This is a genomic window from Sphingobacterium phlebotomi, from assembly GCF_008180195.1.
In the GTDB taxonomy this organism is placed as follows: Bacteria; Bacteroidota; Bacteroidia; order Sphingobacteriales; family Sphingobacteriaceae; genus Sphingobacterium; species Sphingobacterium phlebotomi.
The window spans coordinates 84,070-105,074 of the sequence record NZ_VTAV01000011.1 but is presented as its reverse complement, the minus strand read 5'-3'; the positions used below and the strand labels follow the sequence as shown (position 1 = coordinate 105,074).

Genomic DNA, 21,005 nt, shown 5'->3' with positions numbered 1-21,005 from the left:
GAGCCCTTTCCTTTTATTATTTTTTATAATACTGCATCGCTTGCGGGATAAGTTTCTGAATATCAGAAACCCGTCTGGCATCACTAGGGTGTGTACTCAAGAATTCCGGTTGTGCATTAGCTTTTGATTTCGCCGCAGCCATACGCTCCCAAAAAGATACCGCATGCTGTGGGTTATACCCCGCCATCGCCATAAACATCAAGCCGAGCTGATCTGCTTCCGATTCGTTGCTACGCGAGTATTTCAATAATGCTAATTGGCCTCCAATACCATAAGCATTGTTTACCAATCCCTGCACAATCGTATTCTTTCCCGAAGTTGCAACACCTAATACCTGGGCTCCCACCTGTAAGGCGTACTGGTTAGACATCTGTTCCATCGAATGGCGGGCTATCGCGTGTGCAATCTCGTGCCCCATAACCGTGGCTAAACCGTCTTCATTAGCCGTGAAAGGCAAAATACCCGTATACACGGCTACTTTTCCTCCCGGCATGCACCAGGCATTTACATCACCGCTTTCTACCAGATTGAACTCCCAATTAAAATTAAATTGGTTTGCCAGACCTTCCGCTTTCAAGTATTGGTTCACCGCAGCGGCAATATTGTTTCCCACTTTTTTTACTAATGTGGCATTCGATGTTCCGGTCACTACTTTTGTATTCGGGTCACCTAAGAACTCCTTATAAGCCGCAGCCGCTTGCTGCTGTATCTGATCGTCACTCACAAGCGACAATTGCTTTCTACCCGATAACGGCACGGTAGAACACGCTGCCAAAATCGCAACAATTGCTGCTAAAGACGTATATTTTAAAATCTTCTTCATAATAGCTCCAGTTTGTTTACAAACGTAATATATTAAAAACAATATGATACAAATCCTATGCCTAAAACTTTGGAGGTGCCGTTTTTTCGCTACAAAAACTAGCTCTTCTTTTTCTTAAACAAATAAATTTTGGATTCGTGTCCTTTTAGCAGTCTTTCAATATTCTTTTGATGCGTGACCAATATCAAGGCACAGATGGCAATTCCATAAAGCAACACGGCCGGAACCGATGTGTGGAAAATAAATGCGATACTAAATGGGAAGGTAAATCCTGCCAGTATCGAGCTAAGCGACACATAGTGTGTGATAATCAATGTCAGCAAAAACACACTTACACAACATAATGCCGCCTCGGGATGAATGGCAATAACCATTCCGAATAGTGTCGCTACTCCTTTACCACCCCGAAAGCCGGCAAAAATGGGAAAAAGATGTCCCAATACCGCAATAACGCCTAGTGCCAATTGGAAGTTAACAAATTGCACAGAACTCGGTATACCGACAATGTTAGCATCTAAGAGATAAGGTAGATTGGTTGCTGTCCAACCTTTGAATATATCAACAAACATGACAATCGACCCGGCTCTTTTACCCAATACGCGAAAGGTATTTGTTGCTCCGGCATTCCCGCTTCCATATTCCCGCACATCCACTCCATAGAAAGCTTCACCAAACCACACCGCAGATGGGATGGAGCCAAACAGATAAGCTAAGATAACTATGCCTATTAGATAAATCGAAATCATATATTAATTTAAGCTTCCTAAAGATAACTATACAATTTTAGCTTTTAAGCTTAAATCCAAACTTTTTACAGAATGCGTTAATGCACCCACCGAAATATAATCAACTCCAGCCAACGCATAACCGCGGATTGTTTCCAATGTGATTCCACCAGACGCCTCTGTCACTAAACGGCCGTTCACCAGCTGTACCGCCTTCTCCACATCCTTCGGGGTAAAATTATCAAACATTACACGGTCCACATATTCATTGGTCAATACTTCTTCTAGTTCCTGAAAACTACGTACTTCTATTTCGATAGGGATAGATAAACCTTTCGTAGTTCGATAAGCCTGGGCGCGCGCTATAGCATTGGAAATTCCCCCAGCATAGTCTACATGGTTATCTTTGATGAGAATCATATCGTAAAGTCCAAATCGATGGTTCGCTCCCCCTCCAATACGCACGGCTTCTTTTTCCAAAAAGCGCAACAGTGGCGTCGTTTTTCGGGTATCCAACACCTTCGCTTCCGTTCCAACCAATTGTTTAGCGTAAAGATTAGTCCGTGTGGCAATTCCTGACATGCGTTGCATCACATTCAACACCAACCGTTCAGCCTTTAAAATACTGTGCACACTACCTTGCACAAAAAGCGCAATATCTCCTGGTTTGACTTCCAGACCATCTTCCAATACCACATCAATCTTTAAACTGGGGTCTATGATATGAAAAATATCTTTTGCCACGCTGACTCCCGCAAGCACACCCGTGTCTTTTACAAGCAGTTTTGCTTCTCCCCGTACATTTTCTTGAATAGTGGATAAGGAAGTATGGTCGCCATCTCCTACATCTTCTTGCAGTGCTAACGCCACAAACTGCTCCAGTTTACTCAACTCAACTGCCATTTATTCGAATTAAATTAATAAGCGAAGATGACAAAAATATATTTTATTATAAAATCCTATAGCAACTTTTAACAGCTTACTCCTACTCAATCCGTAACTCAGCAATCTTAAATTCCTTATTGTTAGTCTGTACAAATTTTATAAATACCCGATAGTTTGTGGAATTAGCTTTTAATGAAAAGACAACGAAAGAGGTAGTTGAACTATTGGCGCGCTGCATCTCTTTCAATTCATCCACTTTATTTGTCCGGAAAAAATCATTCAATAATAGCTCTGCTTGAAATTTTGTAAAGGCTCCCTCGTCTCGTTTCACAGAAAGATTGACGCTGTTATCGAAAATAGCTGCCAATTTCTTTGCGTTACTCTCCTTTAATGCTGTCGATGCATTTTTCACCACTTCGTCAAACGAGGTATTCATCGCAAATGCCGACATGTCCGACATACACCACAACACCAAAACAGTGTATTTAAATACCATGTTATACCTCATAAACTCTTCTTTCTATTTCTCTTCGACAACCTACTAAAACTATGCCAATTAAGCAATACGTTATGGCGTGCGAGTTATTGCCATTGTTCTATAAAATCAATAATTTCCTCTATTAAAATAGCCCTTGATGGCAGAGGAGAGCGAAATAAACTCATTTTATATTGTGCATAATTAAATTGCATATAAAAGTGAATTTATTTAGGTTTGTATGTGAGTAATTTAGAAAACAAAAGAGTAGCACTACTAATCCTAGATGGTTTAGGCTACGGCAAAGACGATAATTCAAATGCTGTACGGGCAGCAAAAACCCCATTTTTAGATCATTTATTAGCGACTTATCCACATTCTCGTTTAGAAGCTTCTGGAGAAGCCGTAGGGCTTCCGGAAGGACAAATGGGCAACTCGGAGGTGGGGCATATGAACCTTGGCGGTGGTCGTATTGTTTACCAAGAGCTCGGACGGATAAATAAGGCTGCAAAAGACGGAGAATTCAACGCCAATCCTGTAATTAAGGAGGCTTTTGAATATGCCAAGGCACAAGGAAAAAAGGTACATTTTATTGGGTTATTATCCGATGGAGGTGTACATGCCCATATTAACCACTTGAAAGCACTCTGTGATACAGCACAGGAAACCGGACTTCAGCAAGACCAAGTATTTATCCATGCTTTTATGGATGGACGTGATACCGATCCCAATGGCGGACTCGGTTATATCGAAGATTTACAAAACCATTTAGCCCATTCTACGGGAACTATAGCCAGTGCAATAGGACGCTATTATGCTATGGATAGAGACAACCGATGGGAACGTGTCAAGGAAACGTATGACCTCTTGACAAAGGGAACCGGTAAACCGACAACAGATGTAAAACAAGCCGTGAAAGCGTCTTACGACGATGGAATTACGGACGAATTTATCAAACCCATCGTGGTTACAGATGCGGATGGAAAACCGCTAGCGACGATCCAGGAGGGTGATGTTGTATTCTGTTATAATTTCCGTACGGATCGTGGTCGTGAAATCACCATTGCGTTGACACAACAAGATTTCCCTCAATACGATATGCATCCATTGTCATTATACTATGTAACCATGACATCCTATGATGATACATTTAAGCATGTACATGTCGTGTTCCACAAAGAGAATTTGACGAATACATTAGGAGAAGTGTTAAGCGGTCAAAACAAAACACAAGTTCGTATTGCGGAAACAGAAAAGTATCCACACGTTACCTTTTTCTTTTCCGGAGGTCGCGAAGAAGAATTTCCGGGCGAGCGTCGGTTGCTTATTCCTTCTCCAAAGGTAGCAACCTATGACCTTCAACCCGAAATGAGTGCGGAAGGCATTACGACAGCAATCTGCAATGATATAACGGAAAACAAACCAGATTTTATCTGTTTAAACTTTGCCAACCCGGATATGGTAGGACATACTGGCGTCTTCAATGCAGTCGTAAAAGCGGTTGAAACCGTAGATGCTTGTACCAAGAAAGTCGTGGAAACGGGGTTGGAAAATGGTTACTCCTTCATTATCTTGGCCGATCATGGAAACTCCGAGTTTATGATTAACGAAGACGGTTCCGTAAATACGGCCCATACCACCAACCTTGTACCCTGTATTTTGATAGATAAAGACTATCAACATGTAAAAGATGGAAAACTGGGCGATATTGCTCCTACCGTATTAAAATTATTGGGTGCTGATATTCCAGCAGATATGAGTGGCGATGTATTGGTATAAAAAGAAAAACACACAGAACAAAGCAGTAATAGCAGTAGCTGTTACTGCTTTGTTCTTATCATGCACTGCGAATCCAAAAGATGGAACAGGAATACGGGAAACGTATTTCGATATTCCGGGATACTTTAAAACGGAAATAGCGCGATTGACACAGGAAAAACCTGTTGTGGACAAAACAGTTGTCAAAGACAGCCTATCCGAAACCAAAGAAATACAAATTCCTGATTGGGAGAATGAGCTTTCTAGTTTTACCTCGATTGATTTAAACAAACCTGCTTACGCGGGCATCCTAAAAAAGGATAGCACAGCTAATAAAATAAAAATAACCTCCTCCGATCCTAAAATTGATATTGCTGCTGTTGAAATTGAGTATAGTGAAAATGGAGAACCAGCTGCATTTCGTATACAACGAAATATTCAGAATTCATTATACGAAACGCATGAAACACTCCATTATGCCAAGAATAAAGGATATAGCTTAGAAAAAAATCAGTCGGTGTTGATCCTTGGTGATAAGTACTATCACATCGAGGGCGTGTTTAAGAATCAAACCGTGCCAGAGAAATCACGCGGTCGCTGAAGCGCGTCAAGCGTCCTTCACTCTGCAAGAAATCCAAGCTAATGATAAATGCATATCCGACAATATCAGCTCCCAGTTTTTCCAATAGCTTGGAAGCTGCCACAACGGTTCCACCCGTAGCAAGCAAATCATCATGAATCAGTACCTTGCTTCCAGCGGCAAAAGCATCCTCATGCACCTCGATAGTCGCCTGTCCGTATTCTAACTTATAGGATTCGGATATCGTTTTAAAAGGTAATTTCCCTTGCTTTCGGATGGGAATAAAAGGAACATCCAATCTATTGGCCAACAACATTCCAAATAAAAAGCCACGGCTTTCTACCCCAGCGATGGCATCAATCTCTATTCCTTGCAGACGCTCAACCAACTGGTCGACAATCTCTCCGCAGAGCTGTTGATCTTTTAAAATAGGTGTAATATCTTTGAATACAATTCCCGGTTGCGGAAAATCGGGGATATTCCGAATTACCGATTTGAGACGTTCTTCTAGCATGCTTTTCAATTAAAATCCAAATAAGGTGCAATTTTACGCAAAAAATTATCATTTAAAGCATACATCTTCTCTAAATCAGCCAACGATGCGAAAGCACCATGCTGTTCTCGATAACGTACGATATGCGTAGCCTCCTTACGGGAGATATAGGGATGTTGTGTCAGTTTTTCTATCGGCAATTGGTTTATTGCCCACTTCTTAATAGTCGTATCGCCTATTGCCAAAGAAGATTCCATTTTTATATATTGCTCTTCGGAAATACCGTATACCTCTTTTACCTGGTCAACGCTATGAAAACCACCCAATGCATCCCGAAACTTGACAATGCGCGAAGCGAGTACCGGACCAATACCCCTAATTACCTGCAACGCAGCCGTATCCGCGACGGATAAGTCAACCATTATTTTCTTTATAGGCGGCTTTGTTGTTTCCTTAGATGGAAAAGCGACCTCCCTAGATTGAATGGGAACCGTTTCGGCTAACGTAATATATGGTTCGATTCGATTAAAGTCTTCATCAGAAACAACATACATCTTAGCGACATCCGCTTTTGTACGGAAACGTCCGCCTTTGGATTCATAATTTTTAATAACCTGTATTTGCCTTTCGGTAAATCCCAACATTTTCCATTTCTCCACAGGTAGATTATTTGGATCGAAAGGAAAGAGAGAACTCTCCGCTACCGCATGGGGCTTGTGTAATTCCGCCGTATTTGATTCAAACGTTTTTAGCTCTTCCTCTACGGTGGAAGAAATGAGCAAAACGTCATCCGTGGAGTGCCTAGTATAAAAGCTATATATAAAAGGCGCCAGCCCTATCAGCCCAATAAGAATCGACAACACCAGAAATCCCCGCCGTTCGTTCTCACTCATTCCAAAAAGGAGAGCCAATTTCTTCATTATCCGCTAGTTCAAGGTGCTTGCTTCGACTTCTTTTACCCGTGTACCATCCTGTAAAATTTTGGAAATGGCATTGAAAGGTCTCGACACCACCTTATCGCCTGCTTTTAATCCTGATTTAACAATAATATTATTATCGTCTTGGATACCTGTTGTTACCTCGGTCATGTTTACTACATCTCCGTTCAGTACAAACACATACTCTTTTACATCGGCATTGTCTACTGAATCCGCTTTATTTTTATTCTCTCGCACCGTCACGGCTTGAATAGGAACAACAAGCCCTTTATCCGATTTCGTATGAATCTGTACCGTTGCGGATAAACCGGGTTTAAACGGAGAAGAGTGTATATTATCCTCCGCTATCAAATCTTCATACGAAGATGCCTCAATACGTACCTTCACGTTAAAATTCGTCACTTGCTCGGCCGTCGTTGCTACGGTTTCAGAACCGGCGGAAGTAGAAGAACTTGAAATTTCAGTTACTACCCCCTTAAACTTACGCCCCTGGAAAGCATCCACTTCTATTGTTGCATCATTGCCCACCCTTACACGGTTAATATCATTTTCGTTTACTTCCACATTCACTTCCATGGTAGACATGTTGGCGATACGCATAATTTCCGTTCCTGCCATCTGTGCTGTACCCACGACGCGCTCACCGAGTTCTATGGATAACAAAGAAACTACACCATCTGCCGGTGCATATATTGTTGTCCGTGACAAGCTATTCCCCGCTTCCTGCAATTGCGCTTGCGATTGGTTTACCCCGAATCGGGATGCTTCTACTTGTTGACGTTGCGATTCCACTGTGGCATGTGCAACTTCATAATCTGCCCTTGCTTTGTCCATCTCCGACGCCGATATCACCTTTTTATTAAAGAGCTCTAAACTTCGGTTATAAATAGCCTCCGCGTTGATAAGGCTGGCCTCCTGTTGCTTCAACATCTGTTGCGATGCTGCTAAATTAGCTTTTTGTTGACTAACCATCGCCACCACTTGATCATAGCTGGATTGTAAAAGGTCTGGTTTTACACGACATAAAACGTCTCCTTTTTTGACGACCTGTCCTTCTCGGACATTCAATTCTATAATCTCGCCGGAAACTTCCGAACTCAATTTCACCTCAAATTCCGGTTGTACCTTCCCACTCGCGGAAACAAGTTCCGAGATGGTCCTCTCCCCCACCTCATCCACGGCGACCTGTTGGACACCCCCATCGCCAAACCAGCCGAACTTACTGCCTATTACAACCAGTATCAAGATTACTACTGCAGAGATGACCAATATTTTAGGTAGGTTGCTCTTTTTCTTTGCCATGAAAATATAGTTAAAAAGTTATAGGGTTTCCGATATAATAATCAATGACTTTTCCACGAAATACCATTTCGTATTTGCGGCGAATCATTTCAAATTCTGCGCTATTCATATTTGTCTGTGCGGTAAACATTTCCATAGAATTGGCCATGCCCACATCATAACGTTCCTTAATCGTTTCATAAGCGACTTTGGATGTATTAAAAGCCACCTGGGAGGCGAAATACTGTTTATTGGCAGATCTTAAATCTAAAATAGCCTGTGCAATGGTTTTTTCCAGATTTCTACGTGCCAACGCCTCTTCATTTTCCGCTTGTAAATAGCCTATCTTTGCTTTATTTACCGCTACCTTTGTCCGATTGTTATTAAAGATCGGGACTTGCAGACTGATTCCCCCTTGAAAAGACTTATTTTCATTAATCTGGTTATAAAACTTCATTTGTTCTCCCGTAATAATGTCTGTTGCCCTAGAGGAATAATTTGTTCCGTACCCTGCATTTAGGCTTAGCGAAGGGTAATAAGCGCCTTTCGCAATATCAATATTTTTGCGTGCCAATTCCTTATAGTAGCTGGCCTGTTCGATAGCCGGCTGGGTCAGCAACGCTTTTTTAAACACATCATCGAAAGAAGTAATCGCATATTCAGCCATAATATCCGCAATACTAGGTCTTTCCAGCGTAAAAGTTGTGTCGGGAGACAGTTCCATCAATTGTTTCAAATTGAGCAATGATAATTCATAAGCATTTTCAGACGACATAATGTTCAGCTCATCCGTCGCCACTTGGTTTTCGGCTTGCGCCAAATCTGCTAATGTTTTGTTTCCGACTTGGAACTGGATACTATCCTGCCGCAACTGTTCGCGAGAAAGTTTAACCTGTTGCACAGCCGCTTCAAATAATTCACCATTCGTAATGGCTTCTAAGTAGTTTGTTACGACGGACAATATCAAATCATTTTTGACTTTCTCCACTTCCGTGGCATCAACAGCGAGTTGGATTTTATTCGCTTTGATTTGGTTGACTTTTTGAAAGCCCTGAAATATCGCTACACTGGAAGATAATTGTCCGCCCGCACTCGTTGTCCAATCATTCCCACGAATCAATTGCCCCGAAGTTTGATCAAACGTCAAACCATAATTATAAGTATTGCTAATGCCAACACTCAAATTCGGATACAATTCCGATTTCGATTGATAAAGATTCTGTTCACTGATCTGATACCCAAATTCGGCTTGTTTAATTTGTAAATTACGTTCTAATGTTGTCTCTACGGCATCCTGTAATGTTACTTGTGCATATCCTATAGGAACCTCTACAACGAACAAAATGAAGAATAATACAATATAATAGGATATTTTTCGTGTCATTTGATTAATTAAGCATAAAATGATTTTTAAATTTGGGACAAAAATCTGATATTATCAACATGTATTTTGTTACAGCACCTTTTTTTTTAAGATGGTACTACCCAAAGGTAACGTTCAATAAGTCGAGAAAAGATCGGAAAATATACCTTACTTTCGATGATGGCCCCATTCCGGAAGTCACCCCTTTTATATTAGATACGCTTGCTGAACATCAGATAAAGGCAACTTTTTTTTGTGTGGGTGAGAATATCGAAAAGAACAGGGCCATTTATGACCGTATTCTCGCAGAAGGCCATCAGGTAGGCAACCATACCTACAATCATCTGCGGGGATGGGATACAGACGACAGCGTTTATCTGGATAACATCGCAAAATGCCAGCAACTAACAGGAACAATATTATTTCGTCCTCCTTATGCACGAGCAAAAAAGTCACAACTGAACGTGCTATATGAACAATATGAAGTAGTCTTTTGGGATGTCCTTTCTGGTGATTTCGACGCGCAAATAAGTCCTGAAAAATGCTATCAAAATGTGATTCGACATGTAAAAAATGGTTCTATTATTGTCTTCCATGACAATATCAAGGCCATGCCACGGGTATCGTATGCACTACCTAAAGTAATTACCTATTTGAAAGCAAAAGGTTATGATTTTGGGGTGTTGTAAATCATCTTACTATACGGATGGTCTATAACACATCGCTTTTGGCTCGTTGTTGATGTGTTTTATTGCACGCGTCATCACCGATCACTTATCTTACTATAGAGATGGTCCAGCGCGCATCACTTATGACGCATTGCTGATGTGTTTTACGTCAACTGTCATCACCGGTCGTTCATCTCACTATACCGATGGTTCATAACACATCTCTTATGACGCATTGTTGATGTGTTTTGCGTCAACTGTCATCACCGATCGCTCATCTTCCTATACCGACGCTTCATAACACATCACTTATGACGCATTGTTGATGTGTTTTGCGTCGTTGTTGATGCAAAACGGTAAGTATACACTCACCTTAAAATAGGTGTTTATGCCCCCGTAAACCTCGTTTTTTGACTAAAAAAAGCATGCAAGGGGCTATTGGGGTCATCGATATCCCGTATCGGATGTAAAATTGACCCAAATAGCCCCCTAAGTAGCGAATTATTTTTTGTACGGTGTGATCTTAAGGGTCTGATCTGATCCCCCTACGGCATCGAAATAGAGCTATCATCAAGATCATCCCAGTTGAAATCCATTTCGACAATTTGCAATCGAAATTCCTGTGCAGACGCGACAGAAAAATAACCGAGTGCGTTATTGGAAATATTCGATGTAGGGTTTCCCGGAGCGGCAGAGCCGGGGTTGGTACTCTGGTATTCGTTCCAATATTTAAAAACCTTTTCGTCTATACAATAGCGTCTTATGGAAATATAATCTCCCGGTTCCAATTCAGCATCCAAATCGGAAACTTGATGCGTAACATATAGACCATCGTTGAATTTATCTTGAAACACGGTAGAGAAACGATAATCTGCATCATTAATGGAGATGTCATACTTATAGTAATTAGGTATATCCAGTGGGTCGTTAAATTTGAAAGTTGCAAAATAATAGCTATCTCCAAGAATATTTTCCCGGATAATGCCCGTGGAGTCCACTTCTATGTATGTTGGCATGTTGCAAGAAGCACGAAAAGATTCCCCATCTACTTCCACAGATAAAGAATAGCTTTGTCCTGGCACCGGTGTAAAATCTCTGGCTACATAATTCCCATCTCGTTCATGTTCAAAAATTATATATCCGCCCCTGCTATTATCTATCACAAGTACAACCGCATTCGTCACGCCCACCGAGTTAACCGGTTCATTAAAAGCCACCGTTTTGGACACTCTTATGCGCTGGGTAGATTGCAAATCCGATAGATTCGCTTCAATCACCACCCGAGGATCTGCATCATTTAAGTTTACATCAATTATTTCTTCACAGCCGGAAAAAAATAAAAGTGTATATAATATATAGATATAGCGCTGAATATTCATATGATCAGAATTTAAAATTCCAAGTAACGGACGGAATAATACCAAAGAGTGCTATCTTGTATGCTTCCGTTATATTTGTATTATTCTTATTTTCACGGAAGTCGATAATATATGCATTCTTTCTATTGTAGGCATTATAAACACCAAATGTCCAACTCGAGCGAAAACGCTTATCCGAAGGGGCAGGCTCGTAAGTAGCCGATAAATCTAATCGATGATAATTAGGCATTCGATAGCCATTCCTTTCTGTATAATAAAACATTGTTTTTCCGTCAACTTCATATTTACCACTCGGAAACGTCACTGCATTTCCGGTTTGATATACAAACGTTGCGCCTAGCATCCATTTCTTCGAAAGTTCATACATACTGACCACCGAAACATCATGCGTTCTATCTTGACGTGCCCTAAACCATTGTCCAGCATCAATCTCATCAAATTTACGCTCACTTCTTGCAAGGGTATAACTGACCCACCCATGCAACTTTCCGGTACTTTTCCGAAGGTAGGCTTCAACACCATATGCCCGTCCAATTCCGTACAGCAAATCACCTTCCAGATACTGATTTGCCTGTAGGTCTGCCCCATTCCGGAAATCTATCTGGTTGCCCATGTGTTTATAATAGGTCTCTAACGAAAATTCATATCGATTGTCTTTAAAATTCCGAAAATATCCCACGGCAACCTGATTAGCGATCTGTGGTTTAATATTCAAACTGCTTACCACATATTGATCGGTAGGCAAACTTGCGGTGGTATTGGTCAATTGATGTAGATTTTGAGCAATACGATTGTAAGATGCCTTGATGCTATGCTGCTCGCTCAACAGGAAACTCGCCGAAAATCGAGGCTCTAAATTCAAATAATGCTTAGCTATGGTTCCCTTTCCGTAATATTGTTCCGCGGTAGCTTCTCCGTCATCATCATACGTATAAAACGTCCCCGGCCCCATCACCATAAAATCGGCGATGCGAAGCCCATATACCAACGAAAGCCAATCAGCAGGACTCCAGGTATGCGATACATAAGCCGCTGTTTCTATTCCCTGACGACTGTCTACATCAACGGAATTAACGGACGTATTCTCACCCGCCGTTATACTCGCCGGATAAATGGATTGTTGCAAAGCATGGATACCAAAACGCCAGGTACTTATCGGATTTTGATAATAGGAAAAATCCTGTTTGAAATTCCAGTTACGGATTTTCGATGCTATACCAAAATTATTATCATCGCTAGAGACCTGTACATTGTAAGTAAAATCACTGTATATCAACGAAGTATTGCTGAATAATTTATCGCTAAAAATATGATTCCATCGTACCGTCGCTGTGGCATTTCCCCAATCAAAATTAAAGAGATCGGAATAGCCTAAATCATCCTTACCAAAATAGCCCGATAGATAAAGTGTGTTCTTCTCATTAAACTTAAAATTGAGTTTCGCATTGAGGTCATAGAAATAAAGCTTACTTTTCTTGACGTCTTCGTCGTTTGACAGCTTTAGGAACATATCCGCATAGGTTCGGCGTCCGCTGATCATAAATGAACTTTTATCCTTAATTAAGGGTGCTTCTACTTTCAGACGGGAAGCGATAAGACCTATCCCTCCTTCCGTCGTTAATTTCTTCTGATTGCCGTCCATCATAGCAATGTCCAAAACGGAAGAGATACGTCCTCCGAATTGAGCGGGGATACCGCCTTTGTAAAGCTGTACATCCTTAATCGCATCGGAATTAAACGTGGAGAAAAAACCTAGTAAATGAGACGCATTATACACCGTTGCTTCATCTAGCAAAATAAGATTTTGGTCACCGCCACCGCCACGGACATAAAAATTAGACGTACCTTCTCCACCACTCTGTACTCCCGGTAATAGCTGTATGGTCTTTAACAAATCTCGCTCACCAAAAACAACCGGCACATTCTTAACTTCTTCCATCGTAAAGTTAAGCACGCCCATTTGTGGATTAGATACGTTATTATCCTTCCGCTCTGCGGAAACAATAACTTCCTCTAACGTATTATCTCCTCGACGGAGCTCCACGTTCAGTCGTTGGCTATTGCTTAAATCTATCTCTTCCACGTGGGGTTGGTAGCCGATGTAGCTGAAGGTAATTCGATGTTCTCCCTGCGGTAAGGTCAACGAATAAAACCCATAAGCATTGGTGCTAACCGCTTGTCCGCCGGGTTCTACCGAGATCACCGCACCAATCAATGTTTCTCCAGATTCGGCATCACGGACAGTTCCACTCAGCACAATCTGCTGTGCAAAAGCATCTATAGTACTAAACAGAACAACAAAAATCAACCACAACCTACTCATCTATCTGTTGATTTCTTTCTTAGCATTTTGATCTTGGAAACATTGCGCAAAAAAAGCCATTTGAAAATCTATCGAGCGTGCCCAATATTCACCGTTATGTTTACCCGGCATTGTCAGATAGTGATGCGGTATATTCATGTATGTAAGCTTATCATGCAATTTATTATTCACCTCAAAAAAGAAATCTTCTGTTCCGCAGTCTATAAATAACTGAAGCGATTGGGGTTTAACAAGATGCGTTAATTCGATAACCGTATGCGCATTCCAAACCTCTGGCCTTTCGTGATAATCACCAAGACGTTTCTTCATGTCCCAGTTATTTGGAAATGGACGAATATCCACGCCACCGGAGGTGCTACCTGCAAAAGCAAATAAATCCTGGTGGCGAAACGCGAGATACAAAGCACCATGCCCTCCCATACTCAAACCCGTTATTGCACGATTGGCACGGTCAGACCCGACTTGATATTGCTGTTCAACAAAGGGTATAAGTTCTTTGGTGATAAATGTTTCATATTGGTAATCGCTACTTTCCGTATCCCAATACCAACTACTGAAACCGCCATCAGGACAAACAACCAAATACCCATAGGTATCGACAAGTTGTTTAATATGGGGTGCAGTTTTCAGCCAACTAGCATAATTCCCTGAATACCCATGCAACAAATAAAGTGTAGACGTAGCTTTCTTATTCTCCGGAGAAATAACAACCGCTTTGATGTCTTTGCCCATCCGTGTACTCCGCACAGCGACTGTATCGACAGTTGCGGCATGTACTTGTAGTATACTAGCGATTGTCGCTAGTAAAAGAAAAATGTATTTCATATCGCTTTCTGCTACAAACCACCTGTAAATGCTGACAATATACGTGGATATTGCTGCGCATCTTTCGCCCACATTTTAAACGAGCGGTTGTACAAATTCAATTCCGCAAATACCTCCGCTTCTTCTCCTAGGCTGTTCGCAAAAAACAGCTTAAACGCATAAGTTCCATTTCCTGTTAAATCCACAACCATTTTATTGGAGGAAAAGACAAGGGGCTCCAATATAGCATCTGTCATCCCATTATCAACGGGTTGTTCATAAAGAACCGCTACAGCCTTTACAAATCTGTCAGACTCTTCGCCGATAGAGCTAAATTTAATGGCACCTTCCTGGAAAGCTTTGTCCTCATTTACATTCCCATCTTCAAAGATACCACCCGGAATATCTTTGGTTATTTCAATCTGCAATCCCAATGTATCCTTGTCATTCAATGATTTCCCGACATATACCATAGAGGAATCCGTTTCTGTCGATTTGACCAACGACAAGTATACTGCCGGATTATCCGTCGTAGACGTTGCCACAAACTGTGCAAGATTCGCTGTCAAGGCATCCTCTGTTGTTTTTTCGTTACCCTTTTGGTTATTTCCGCAGCTTGTTAATGTTGCCACCAACATCATGACCGCTGCTGCTTGTAAAATTGTCCTTTTCATCAGTATATTTTTTTTATTCCATTATACACTATGTCTAAAAATAGTTTAAGAAGCAAAATATACGAATAAATTGCTTACTGTACCAAAGCATCATATAATATTTCTACAGGATGGTAAGATTTTCTTCCCGTGCCATCTTTAATTTGATGACGGCAGGATGTTCCCGCAGCAGCAATAAGCGTTTGCTCATCGGTGGCCCGCACCGCCGGTAAAAGCACAAGCTCCCCTACTTTCATCGATACGTCATAATGTTCTTCCTCATATCCGAAAGAACCTGCCATACCACAACAGCCTGAAGGAATGACCTCAACACTGTAATTTTGGGGAAACGATAATAATTTCTCCGTGTAACCAACCAAATGAAATGCTTTCTGATAGCAATGCCCGTGTAATTTGACTTTTTTTACGCCGTTCGTAAATTGCTCTTGCTGAATCCTTCCGGCTTCTATTTCTCTAATAAGAAACTCGTCAATCATCAATGTACGATTCGCCAACTGGCTGGCTGCTTCGCGTAAATGCCCATCCACCAAGTCTACATATTCGTCCCGAAATGTGATAATAGCGGATGGTTCTATCCCCAAAAGAGGCATATCTTCCGTTATCACATCTTTTAAGAGTTCCACATTTCTTTCGGCTATTTTCTTCGCTTCCTGTACAAAACCTTTGGATAGGTATGTCCGTCCACTTTCCACATGCTTGGGTATAATGACTTCATATCCCAATGATGTCAGCAATTTATGTGCTGTTATACCAATAGCCGTATCGTTGTATTCCGTAAACTCATCGCTGAACAGATACACTTTTCGGTTTTGGTTTTGTGCGGGTTGCTTGCGTGCCCACTTGGACAACGTCGTGAAATGGACAGTTGGTAACGAACGCCTTGGGGCAAACCCCACAACAGATTTCACCACATTTGCAAGGAATGGTGTTTTAACCACCAAGTTATACAGCGGTGCGACATAAGAACCCAACTGCTGACTTTTCGTAAAATTAGCGATAACCGAAGAACGGAAAGGCACTCCGTGTGCATCATAATAATGCTGCAAAAACTCGGCTTTCATCTTGGCTACGTCTACACGTGACGGACATTCACTTTTACAAGCCTTACAACTTAAACACAGATCCATCACTTCCTTTATCTCCTCATGGTCAAATCGATTCGTTTTCGTCGAATTTGTCAAAAATTGACGAAGCATATTGGCCCTTGCCCGCGTGGTATCTTTTTCATCACGGGTCGCCATAAACGATGGACACATCGTACCGCCCGTAATTTCTGTTTTCCGACAATCGCCCGAACCAGAACATTTCTCCGCCAAGCGCAGAATCCCCTCATCTTTTGTAAAATCAAAATAGGTTTTTATCTGCTTCCCATCGACCACCTTGTCATAACGCAATGACGTATCCATCGGTGGAGTATTGACAATCTTATTTGCATTGAATACACCATGCGGGTCAAAAATCGTCTTTGTTTCCTGCAACAATTGATAGACCTGTTCACCCAGCACTTTCCCAATAAATTCACCCCGCAAACGTCCATCACCGTGTTCACCACTCAACGAACCATTATATTTCAAGACTAAATCCGTGGTACGTTCTAATATCGTTCGGAATTTCCGACGCCCTTCTGTCGTTTTCAGATTGATAAATGGCTCGATATGCAATTCACCCGCACCCGCATGTGCATAATAGGAAGCATGCACATTTTCTTCCCGCAGTAAAACTTGTATATCTTTTACGTATGCTGGTAGATCTTCGGGAGAAACCGCACAGTCTTCAATGAGATTAACCGGTTGCTCATCCCCAGGCAGATTCCGTATCAAGCCCAATCCGGCTTTGCGCACATCCCAGACCAGATTCGTTTGCTGCACACCTACGATAAAAGGATACGCATAACCTAGACGTCGGTCAACGAGGTCTTTCTGCAATGCTTCCGCCTTGCGGTACAATTCAGCTTCCTCCTCAGCACGAAACTCGATAATGAGTAATGCCTGCGGGTCTCCTTCAATGAAAAAACGATTATACTGATACGTAGGATGTCCTACGGTAAAGTCCAAGATATATTTATCAACCAACTCGGAAGCCTCCGGACGGTGGGATAGCGCGACAATATTGCCTTCCATACATTCGACCATATCAGCAAAATGTACACACAACAAACCGATTTCTTTAGGCGGCAGGGGCATTAAACTCAACTTGGCTTCGGTCACAATACCAATCGTCCCTTCCGATCCTGCCAACAAATTACACAGGTTGAATGGTTTCTCATGATCTACCAGAAAATCCAACGCATATCCCGTATTTCGTCGAGTCAGCGTTTTTTTAGGATATCCGGATACAATTGCCTGTTTATTTTCCGGAAGCGACAGCAACGTATTTAGCTTTCGATAAATTTCGCCCTCACGTGTCTGAGAAGCCAATTTCTCAAAAAGTGCTGCTTCATCCAATGCTTTAAAAATGACTTCTGAAGTGTCATCAAGTAATACCTTAGCTTCCAATAAGTTCTTGCGCGTATCCCCCCAGACGATAGAATGCAAGCCAGAGGAATTATTACCGATCATACCACCAACCATCGCACGGCTTGCCGTGGACGTTTCCGGACCAAACATCAATCCATGTGCCCGGAGATAGTTATTTAAATCATCACGAATAACACCCGGTTGTACACGCACCCAACGTTCCTTCACATTCAGTTCCAATATCTGGTCAAAACAACGAGATACATCGACTACGATACCGCTTCCCACTACCTGACCTGCAAGCGAGGTACCCGCTGTCCGCGGAATGAGGGTTAAACGCTGTTCATTTGCGAATAAAATAAGACTCTTTAAGTCCTCTTTGCCTTGTGGGATCGCCACGGCAAGCGGAAGTTCCTGGTATACGGAAGCATCGGTGGCGTATGCCAACCGCATCGTCTGATGCTTTGGATTTTCGGGTAAATAAAACAACTCTCCCGTTAGCTGGGAAGACAGTCGGTTTAACTCATCTATAATCTGCACGTTTGTTTCGTAGTTTGATAAAACAAATTTATGTTCTTTTTTCCGTAAAAAGAACCAGAATCTCGTCGCTGCGATATTTGAAATATTGGATAGTGCAAAAAGGGAGTTCCTACGTACTTCAAACATCCGGATGCGACCTTGAAAGTTAAGGAGAGGATTATGCAACTTTCGAAAAATAAATAAAAATAATATTCATTAAAAAACAATAATACAAGAATATAATTCTTTTACAGACATAATATTTTGAATATTATTCTTTTACCCGTATATTTGCAGCATGATGGCAAAATTAGAGTTTAGCTTGGATCAAATTGATTATCAAATCCTGCGTATTATGCAGGAAAATGCACGTACGAATAATGCGGATATTGCGCGAGAGCTGGGCATGGCGCCTTCCGCTATTTTAGAACGGGTCAAGAAATTGGAACAGAAACAAGTCATCCTACAATACAATGCGAAAATCAATCCGGATGCGCTGGATCAGAAGCTACTGTCCTTCATTTTCATTAAAGCACAAGATCCCATTGGAACGCAGAAAGTAGGGTTACTCTTAGCTAAGATTCCTGAGGTACAAGAGGTCCATGATATTGCGGGGGATGATGGCTATCTGATTAAAGTGCGTACCAATGATGCTGCTGGATTGGTAGACCTCATGCGCAACTCATTGGGAAAAATAGAAGAGATTATTTCCACACGTACTACCATCGTTTTAGAAACAGTAAAAGAGGAACAAAAACTCGTTATTCCGACAGAAGATTAAGATTAATATGACAAAAGGAAATCAAAATATGCCTGCTACAAGCAGTATCATTTTTGCTTATCTTGTAGTATACATTGTATGGGGTTCTACCTTTTTCTTTATAGAAAAGGCATTGCGGAGCTTTAGTCCCTTTGTACTGGGCTCTATTCGTTTTATCATCGCTGGCTCGCTATTGATGGGATATTGCTATTTCAAAGGGTATAAGCTTTTTACAAAAACAGCCGTGAAAGACGCCTTGTTTGTTGGCTTTTTATTACTCTTTGTCGATATGGCTGCGATTATCTGGGCCGAACAGTATATTTCCAGTGCTATTGTTACGATCATCGCGGCTGCGACAGCTATTTGGTTTGTTGTTTTTGACAAACCAAAATGGAAAGAGAACTTTTCTAGCTTACCTACGGTCTTAGGATTGATTTTTGGTTTTTTGGGTGTTTTTATGTTGTTTGCCGAACAGCTTTTTGCACAGGAGGATTCCTCGGGAGATAAAAGTATCAAAATTACAGCCATGTTTGTTTTGATCTGCGGAACAATTGCCTGGACAGTAGGGTCTTTGGTATCCAAATATAGTAGAGAAAAAAGAACACAACAAATGCAGGAACGTGGAGAAGAAGATATCCACGTCATGGTAAAAACGGCTTGGCAAATGGTCTGTGCGGGTATAGCATTTACGGTAGTTGCCTCTGTAAACGGTGAATACGCTCGTTTTCAAATACGTGATGTACTCCCCGAAGATTGGGGGGGCATTATTTACCTAGCTACGATGGGTTCTATTTTAGCATTTGGTAGTTATATATGGTTATTACAACATAGACCGGCGACGGAAGTCAGTACACATGCCTACATCAATCCTATCGTGGCTTTGGTATTAGCACACTATTTCACCGACCACCAAGTGACTTCGTTACAAATTATAGGGCTAGTCGTTGTATTAGGCAGCGTCTTGCTCATGAATTGGAACCTTTACAAAAACAACAAAAAAGTCAAAGTTTACAAACGTGCTAAACGGATAAAGAAACTGCGCGAGTTGGCACCACACAGCAGCATTCCACGTATTATGGCACTCTCCAACTTCAATCAAAGACACGAAAAGCAAAAAGAAACTGTAAACAAAGAAAATTAATAAAAAATATTTTTTTAAGCTGTAGCATTTCCTTCCTGTGTTCCGTATTAATTCCAAAACATATCAAGCGAATGAAACTTGCATAAGCTACTATCCAAAGGAAAGGCTAGTTTAAGTATATGAAAGTTCATTATCATATGGAAAAACACTTTAACACAATGAAAAAGTTATCACTACAATTTTGTTTTTTATTACTTATCAGTGTCTTCACATTTAGCAGTTGTTTGAAGGATAACGATGATGGCCCATGGAATGACATGCCTGCGGCTGGTCTCATGTATTTCGTAAATAGTTATCCCGATGCATCGTCAGGCTTATTGTACCGCTTAGACGGCAACATTATTGGCAACCCAATAAACGGCAGCCCCATGGTGTTGGAATACCAAACCTTCTCCGGTGCACAGTTATTACACCCCGGCAATCGTAAATTGACAATAACAAGCCACAACAATGACCAAAGCATTTTAATCGACACCACGTTAACTATCAAAGTGGACAGTGGCTATACCTCTTTTGTCTACGGTACGGATGAGGAACCTAGATTTGCCATGACACAGGATAAAGTCATCGAGAACCTTGGTCAAAACGAATCCGGCATACGTTTCTTAAACCTAGCAAGTGGAGTGAACGGTGTAAATTTACTTGTTGAAGGCGAAGACGAACCGTTATACAGTGACCGACCTATCGAAACAGGAGCCTCTGTGGTCGCAAATCAAGCTTTTCAAACGCAAAATAGTGGGGTATACACCTTTCGTATTACGGATGCAGATGGCAATGAGTTGGCAAAACGAGAATATAAAAAACAAAATGGAACAGGGTTGTTAGGACGCACTTATTACACCATCATGTTAATCGGCAAAAAAGATAATGAAGATACGCCGTTGTACATCGGTGTAGTCGAACATCGTTAATTTTCTTTTAATAACAGTAGAGACGCAAACTTCGATGCGTACTTCGAAG

Annotated in this window: 19 protein-coding genes; 6 read left to right on the top strand and 13 right to left on the bottom strand. The window is 41.4% G+C overall.

The annotated features are described in order from the left end of the window. Nucleotides 1–16: 16 nt before the first annotated feature. From FXV77_RS15000 to FXV77_RS14985, 4 genes are all read right to left on the bottom strand, one after another. Nucleotides 17–823, bottom strand: coding sequence for a M48 family metallopeptidase (locus FXV77_RS15000; protein WP_148920050.1), 807 nt, complete (start codon nt 821–823; stop codon nt 17–19). Nucleotides 824–921: 98 nt separating this feature from the next. Next, entirely contained in the window at nt 922–1,569 is a 648-nt protein-coding gene (plsY, locus tag FXV77_RS14995; protein WP_148920049.1) for a glycerol-3-phosphate 1-O-acyltransferase PlsY, read from the bottom strand. Nucleotides 1,570–1,596: 27 nt separating this feature from the next. Next, nucleotides 1,597–2,451 (bottom strand): carboxylating nicotinate-nucleotide diphosphorylase, encoded by an 855-nt coding sequence (gene nadC, locus FXV77_RS14990; protein WP_148920048.1) that lies wholly within the window; start codon nt 2,449–2,451, stop codon nt 1,597–1,599. A gap of 82 nt (nt 2,452–2,533) precedes the next feature. Then, nucleotides 2,534–2,941 carry a DUF4783 domain-containing protein gene (locus FXV77_RS14985; protein WP_148920047.1) on the bottom strand — a complete coding sequence of 136 codons (408 nt, stop codon included), beginning with the start codon at nt 2,939–2,941 and terminating at the stop codon, nt 2,534–2,536. A gap of 210 nt (nt 2,942–3,151) precedes the next feature. Between FXV77_RS14985 and gpmI the strand changes: the two genes are divergently transcribed. Both gpmI and FXV77_RS14975 read left to right on the top strand, forming a co-directional pair. Beyond that, the gene (gene gpmI, locus FXV77_RS14980) at nt 3,152–4,687 is read left to right on the top strand and encodes a 2,3-bisphosphoglycerate-independent phosphoglycerate mutase (protein WP_187444148.1); all 1,536 of its coding nucleotides are present in this window, start codon (nt 3,152–3,154) and stop codon (nt 4,685–4,687) included. Further along, nucleotides 4,674–5,267 (top strand): hypothetical protein, encoded by a 594-nt coding sequence (locus tag FXV77_RS14975; protein WP_148920045.1) that lies wholly within the window; start codon nt 4,674–4,676, stop codon nt 5,265–5,267. The genes gpmI and FXV77_RS14975 overlap by 14 nt, the downstream gene beginning before the upstream one ends. Here the strand turns inward: FXV77_RS14975 and FXV77_RS14970 are convergent. The 4 genes from FXV77_RS14970 to FXV77_RS14955 are packed head-to-tail and all read right to left on the bottom strand — an operon-like array spanning nt 5,227 to nt 9,342. Beyond that, on the bottom strand, nt 5,227–5,760 hold the full coding sequence (locus tag FXV77_RS14970) for an adenine phosphoribosyltransferase (RefSeq protein ID WP_148920044.1): 534 nt from the start codon (nt 5,758–5,760) through the stop codon (nt 5,227–5,229). The genes FXV77_RS14975 and FXV77_RS14970 overlap by 41 nt on opposite strands. A 5-nt stretch (nt 5,761–5,765) precedes the next feature. Then, on the bottom strand, nt 5,766–6,659 hold the full coding sequence (locus FXV77_RS14965) for a helix-hairpin-helix domain-containing protein (RefSeq protein WP_148920043.1): 894 nt from the start codon (nt 6,657–6,659) through the stop codon (nt 5,766–5,768). Between the two features lie 6 nt (nt 6,660–6,665). Next, on the bottom strand, nt 6,666–7,979 hold the full coding sequence (locus FXV77_RS14960) for an efflux RND transporter periplasmic adaptor subunit (protein ID WP_148920042.1): 1,314 nt from the start codon (nt 7,977–7,979) through the stop codon (nt 6,666–6,668). A 10-nt stretch (nt 7,980–7,989) separates the two neighbouring features. After that, nucleotides 7,990–9,342 (bottom strand): TolC family protein, encoded by a 1,353-nt coding sequence (locus FXV77_RS14955; protein WP_148920041.1) that lies wholly within the window; start codon nt 9,340–9,342, stop codon nt 7,990–7,992. A gap of 59 nt (nt 9,343–9,401) precedes the next feature. Between FXV77_RS14955 and FXV77_RS14950 the strand changes: the two genes are divergently transcribed. After that, the gene (locus tag FXV77_RS14950) at nt 9,402–10,010 is read left to right on the top strand and encodes a polysaccharide deacetylase family protein (RefSeq protein ID WP_148920040.1); all 609 of its coding nucleotides are present in this window, start codon (nt 9,402–9,404) and stop codon (nt 10,008–10,010) included. A 524-nt stretch (nt 10,011–10,534) separates the two neighbouring features. On the opposite strand, the gene FXV77_RS14945 is transcribed toward FXV77_RS14950, so the two are convergent. From FXV77_RS14945 to FXV77_RS14925, 5 genes are all read right to left on the bottom strand, one after another. Next, nucleotides 10,535–11,368, bottom strand: a complete 834-nt coding sequence (locus tag FXV77_RS14945; protein WP_148920039.1) for a DUF4249 domain-containing protein — start codon at nt 11,366–11,368, stop codon at nt 10,535–10,537. Between the two features lie 4 nt (nt 11,369–11,372). Continuing rightward, entirely contained in the window at nt 11,373–13,691 is a 2,319-nt protein-coding gene (locus FXV77_RS14940) for a TonB-dependent receptor (protein WP_148920038.1), read from the bottom strand. Next, complete coding sequence (locus FXV77_RS14935) at nt 13,692–14,516, bottom strand: alpha/beta hydrolase (RefSeq protein WP_148920037.1); 825 nt, start codon at nt 14,514–14,516, stop codon at nt 13,692–13,694. Between the two features lie 11 nt (nt 14,517–14,527). Beyond that, entirely contained in the window at nt 14,528–15,169 is a 642-nt protein-coding gene (locus tag FXV77_RS14930) for a hypothetical protein (protein ID WP_148920036.1), read from the bottom strand. A gap of 74 nt (nt 15,170–15,243) precedes the next feature. After that, the gene (locus FXV77_RS14925; protein WP_148920035.1) at nt 15,244–18,291 is read right to left on the bottom strand and encodes an FAD-binding and (Fe-S)-binding domain-containing protein; all 3,048 of its coding nucleotides are present in this window, start codon (nt 18,289–18,291) and stop codon (nt 15,244–15,246) included. A gap of 151 nt (nt 18,292–18,442) precedes the next feature. Between FXV77_RS14925 and FXV77_RS14920 the strand changes: the two genes are divergently transcribed. From FXV77_RS14920 to FXV77_RS14910, 3 genes are all read left to right on the top strand, one after another. Then, complete coding sequence (locus FXV77_RS14920) at nt 18,443–18,925, top strand: Lrp/AsnC family transcriptional regulator (RefSeq protein WP_246162481.1); 483 nt, start codon at nt 18,443–18,445, stop codon at nt 18,923–18,925. A gap of 7 nt (nt 18,926–18,932) precedes the next feature. Further along, nucleotides 18,933–20,045: a DMT family transporter gene (locus FXV77_RS14915; protein WP_148920034.1), complete on the top strand. Its 1,113-nt coding sequence runs from the start codon at nt 18,933–18,935 to the stop codon at nt 20,043–20,045. A gap of 158 nt (nt 20,046–20,203) precedes the next feature. Further along, entirely contained in the window at nt 20,204–20,956 is a 753-nt protein-coding gene (locus tag FXV77_RS14910) for a DUF4397 domain-containing protein (RefSeq protein ID WP_187444147.1), read from the top strand. Nucleotides 20,957–21,005 lie beyond the last annotated feature (49 nt).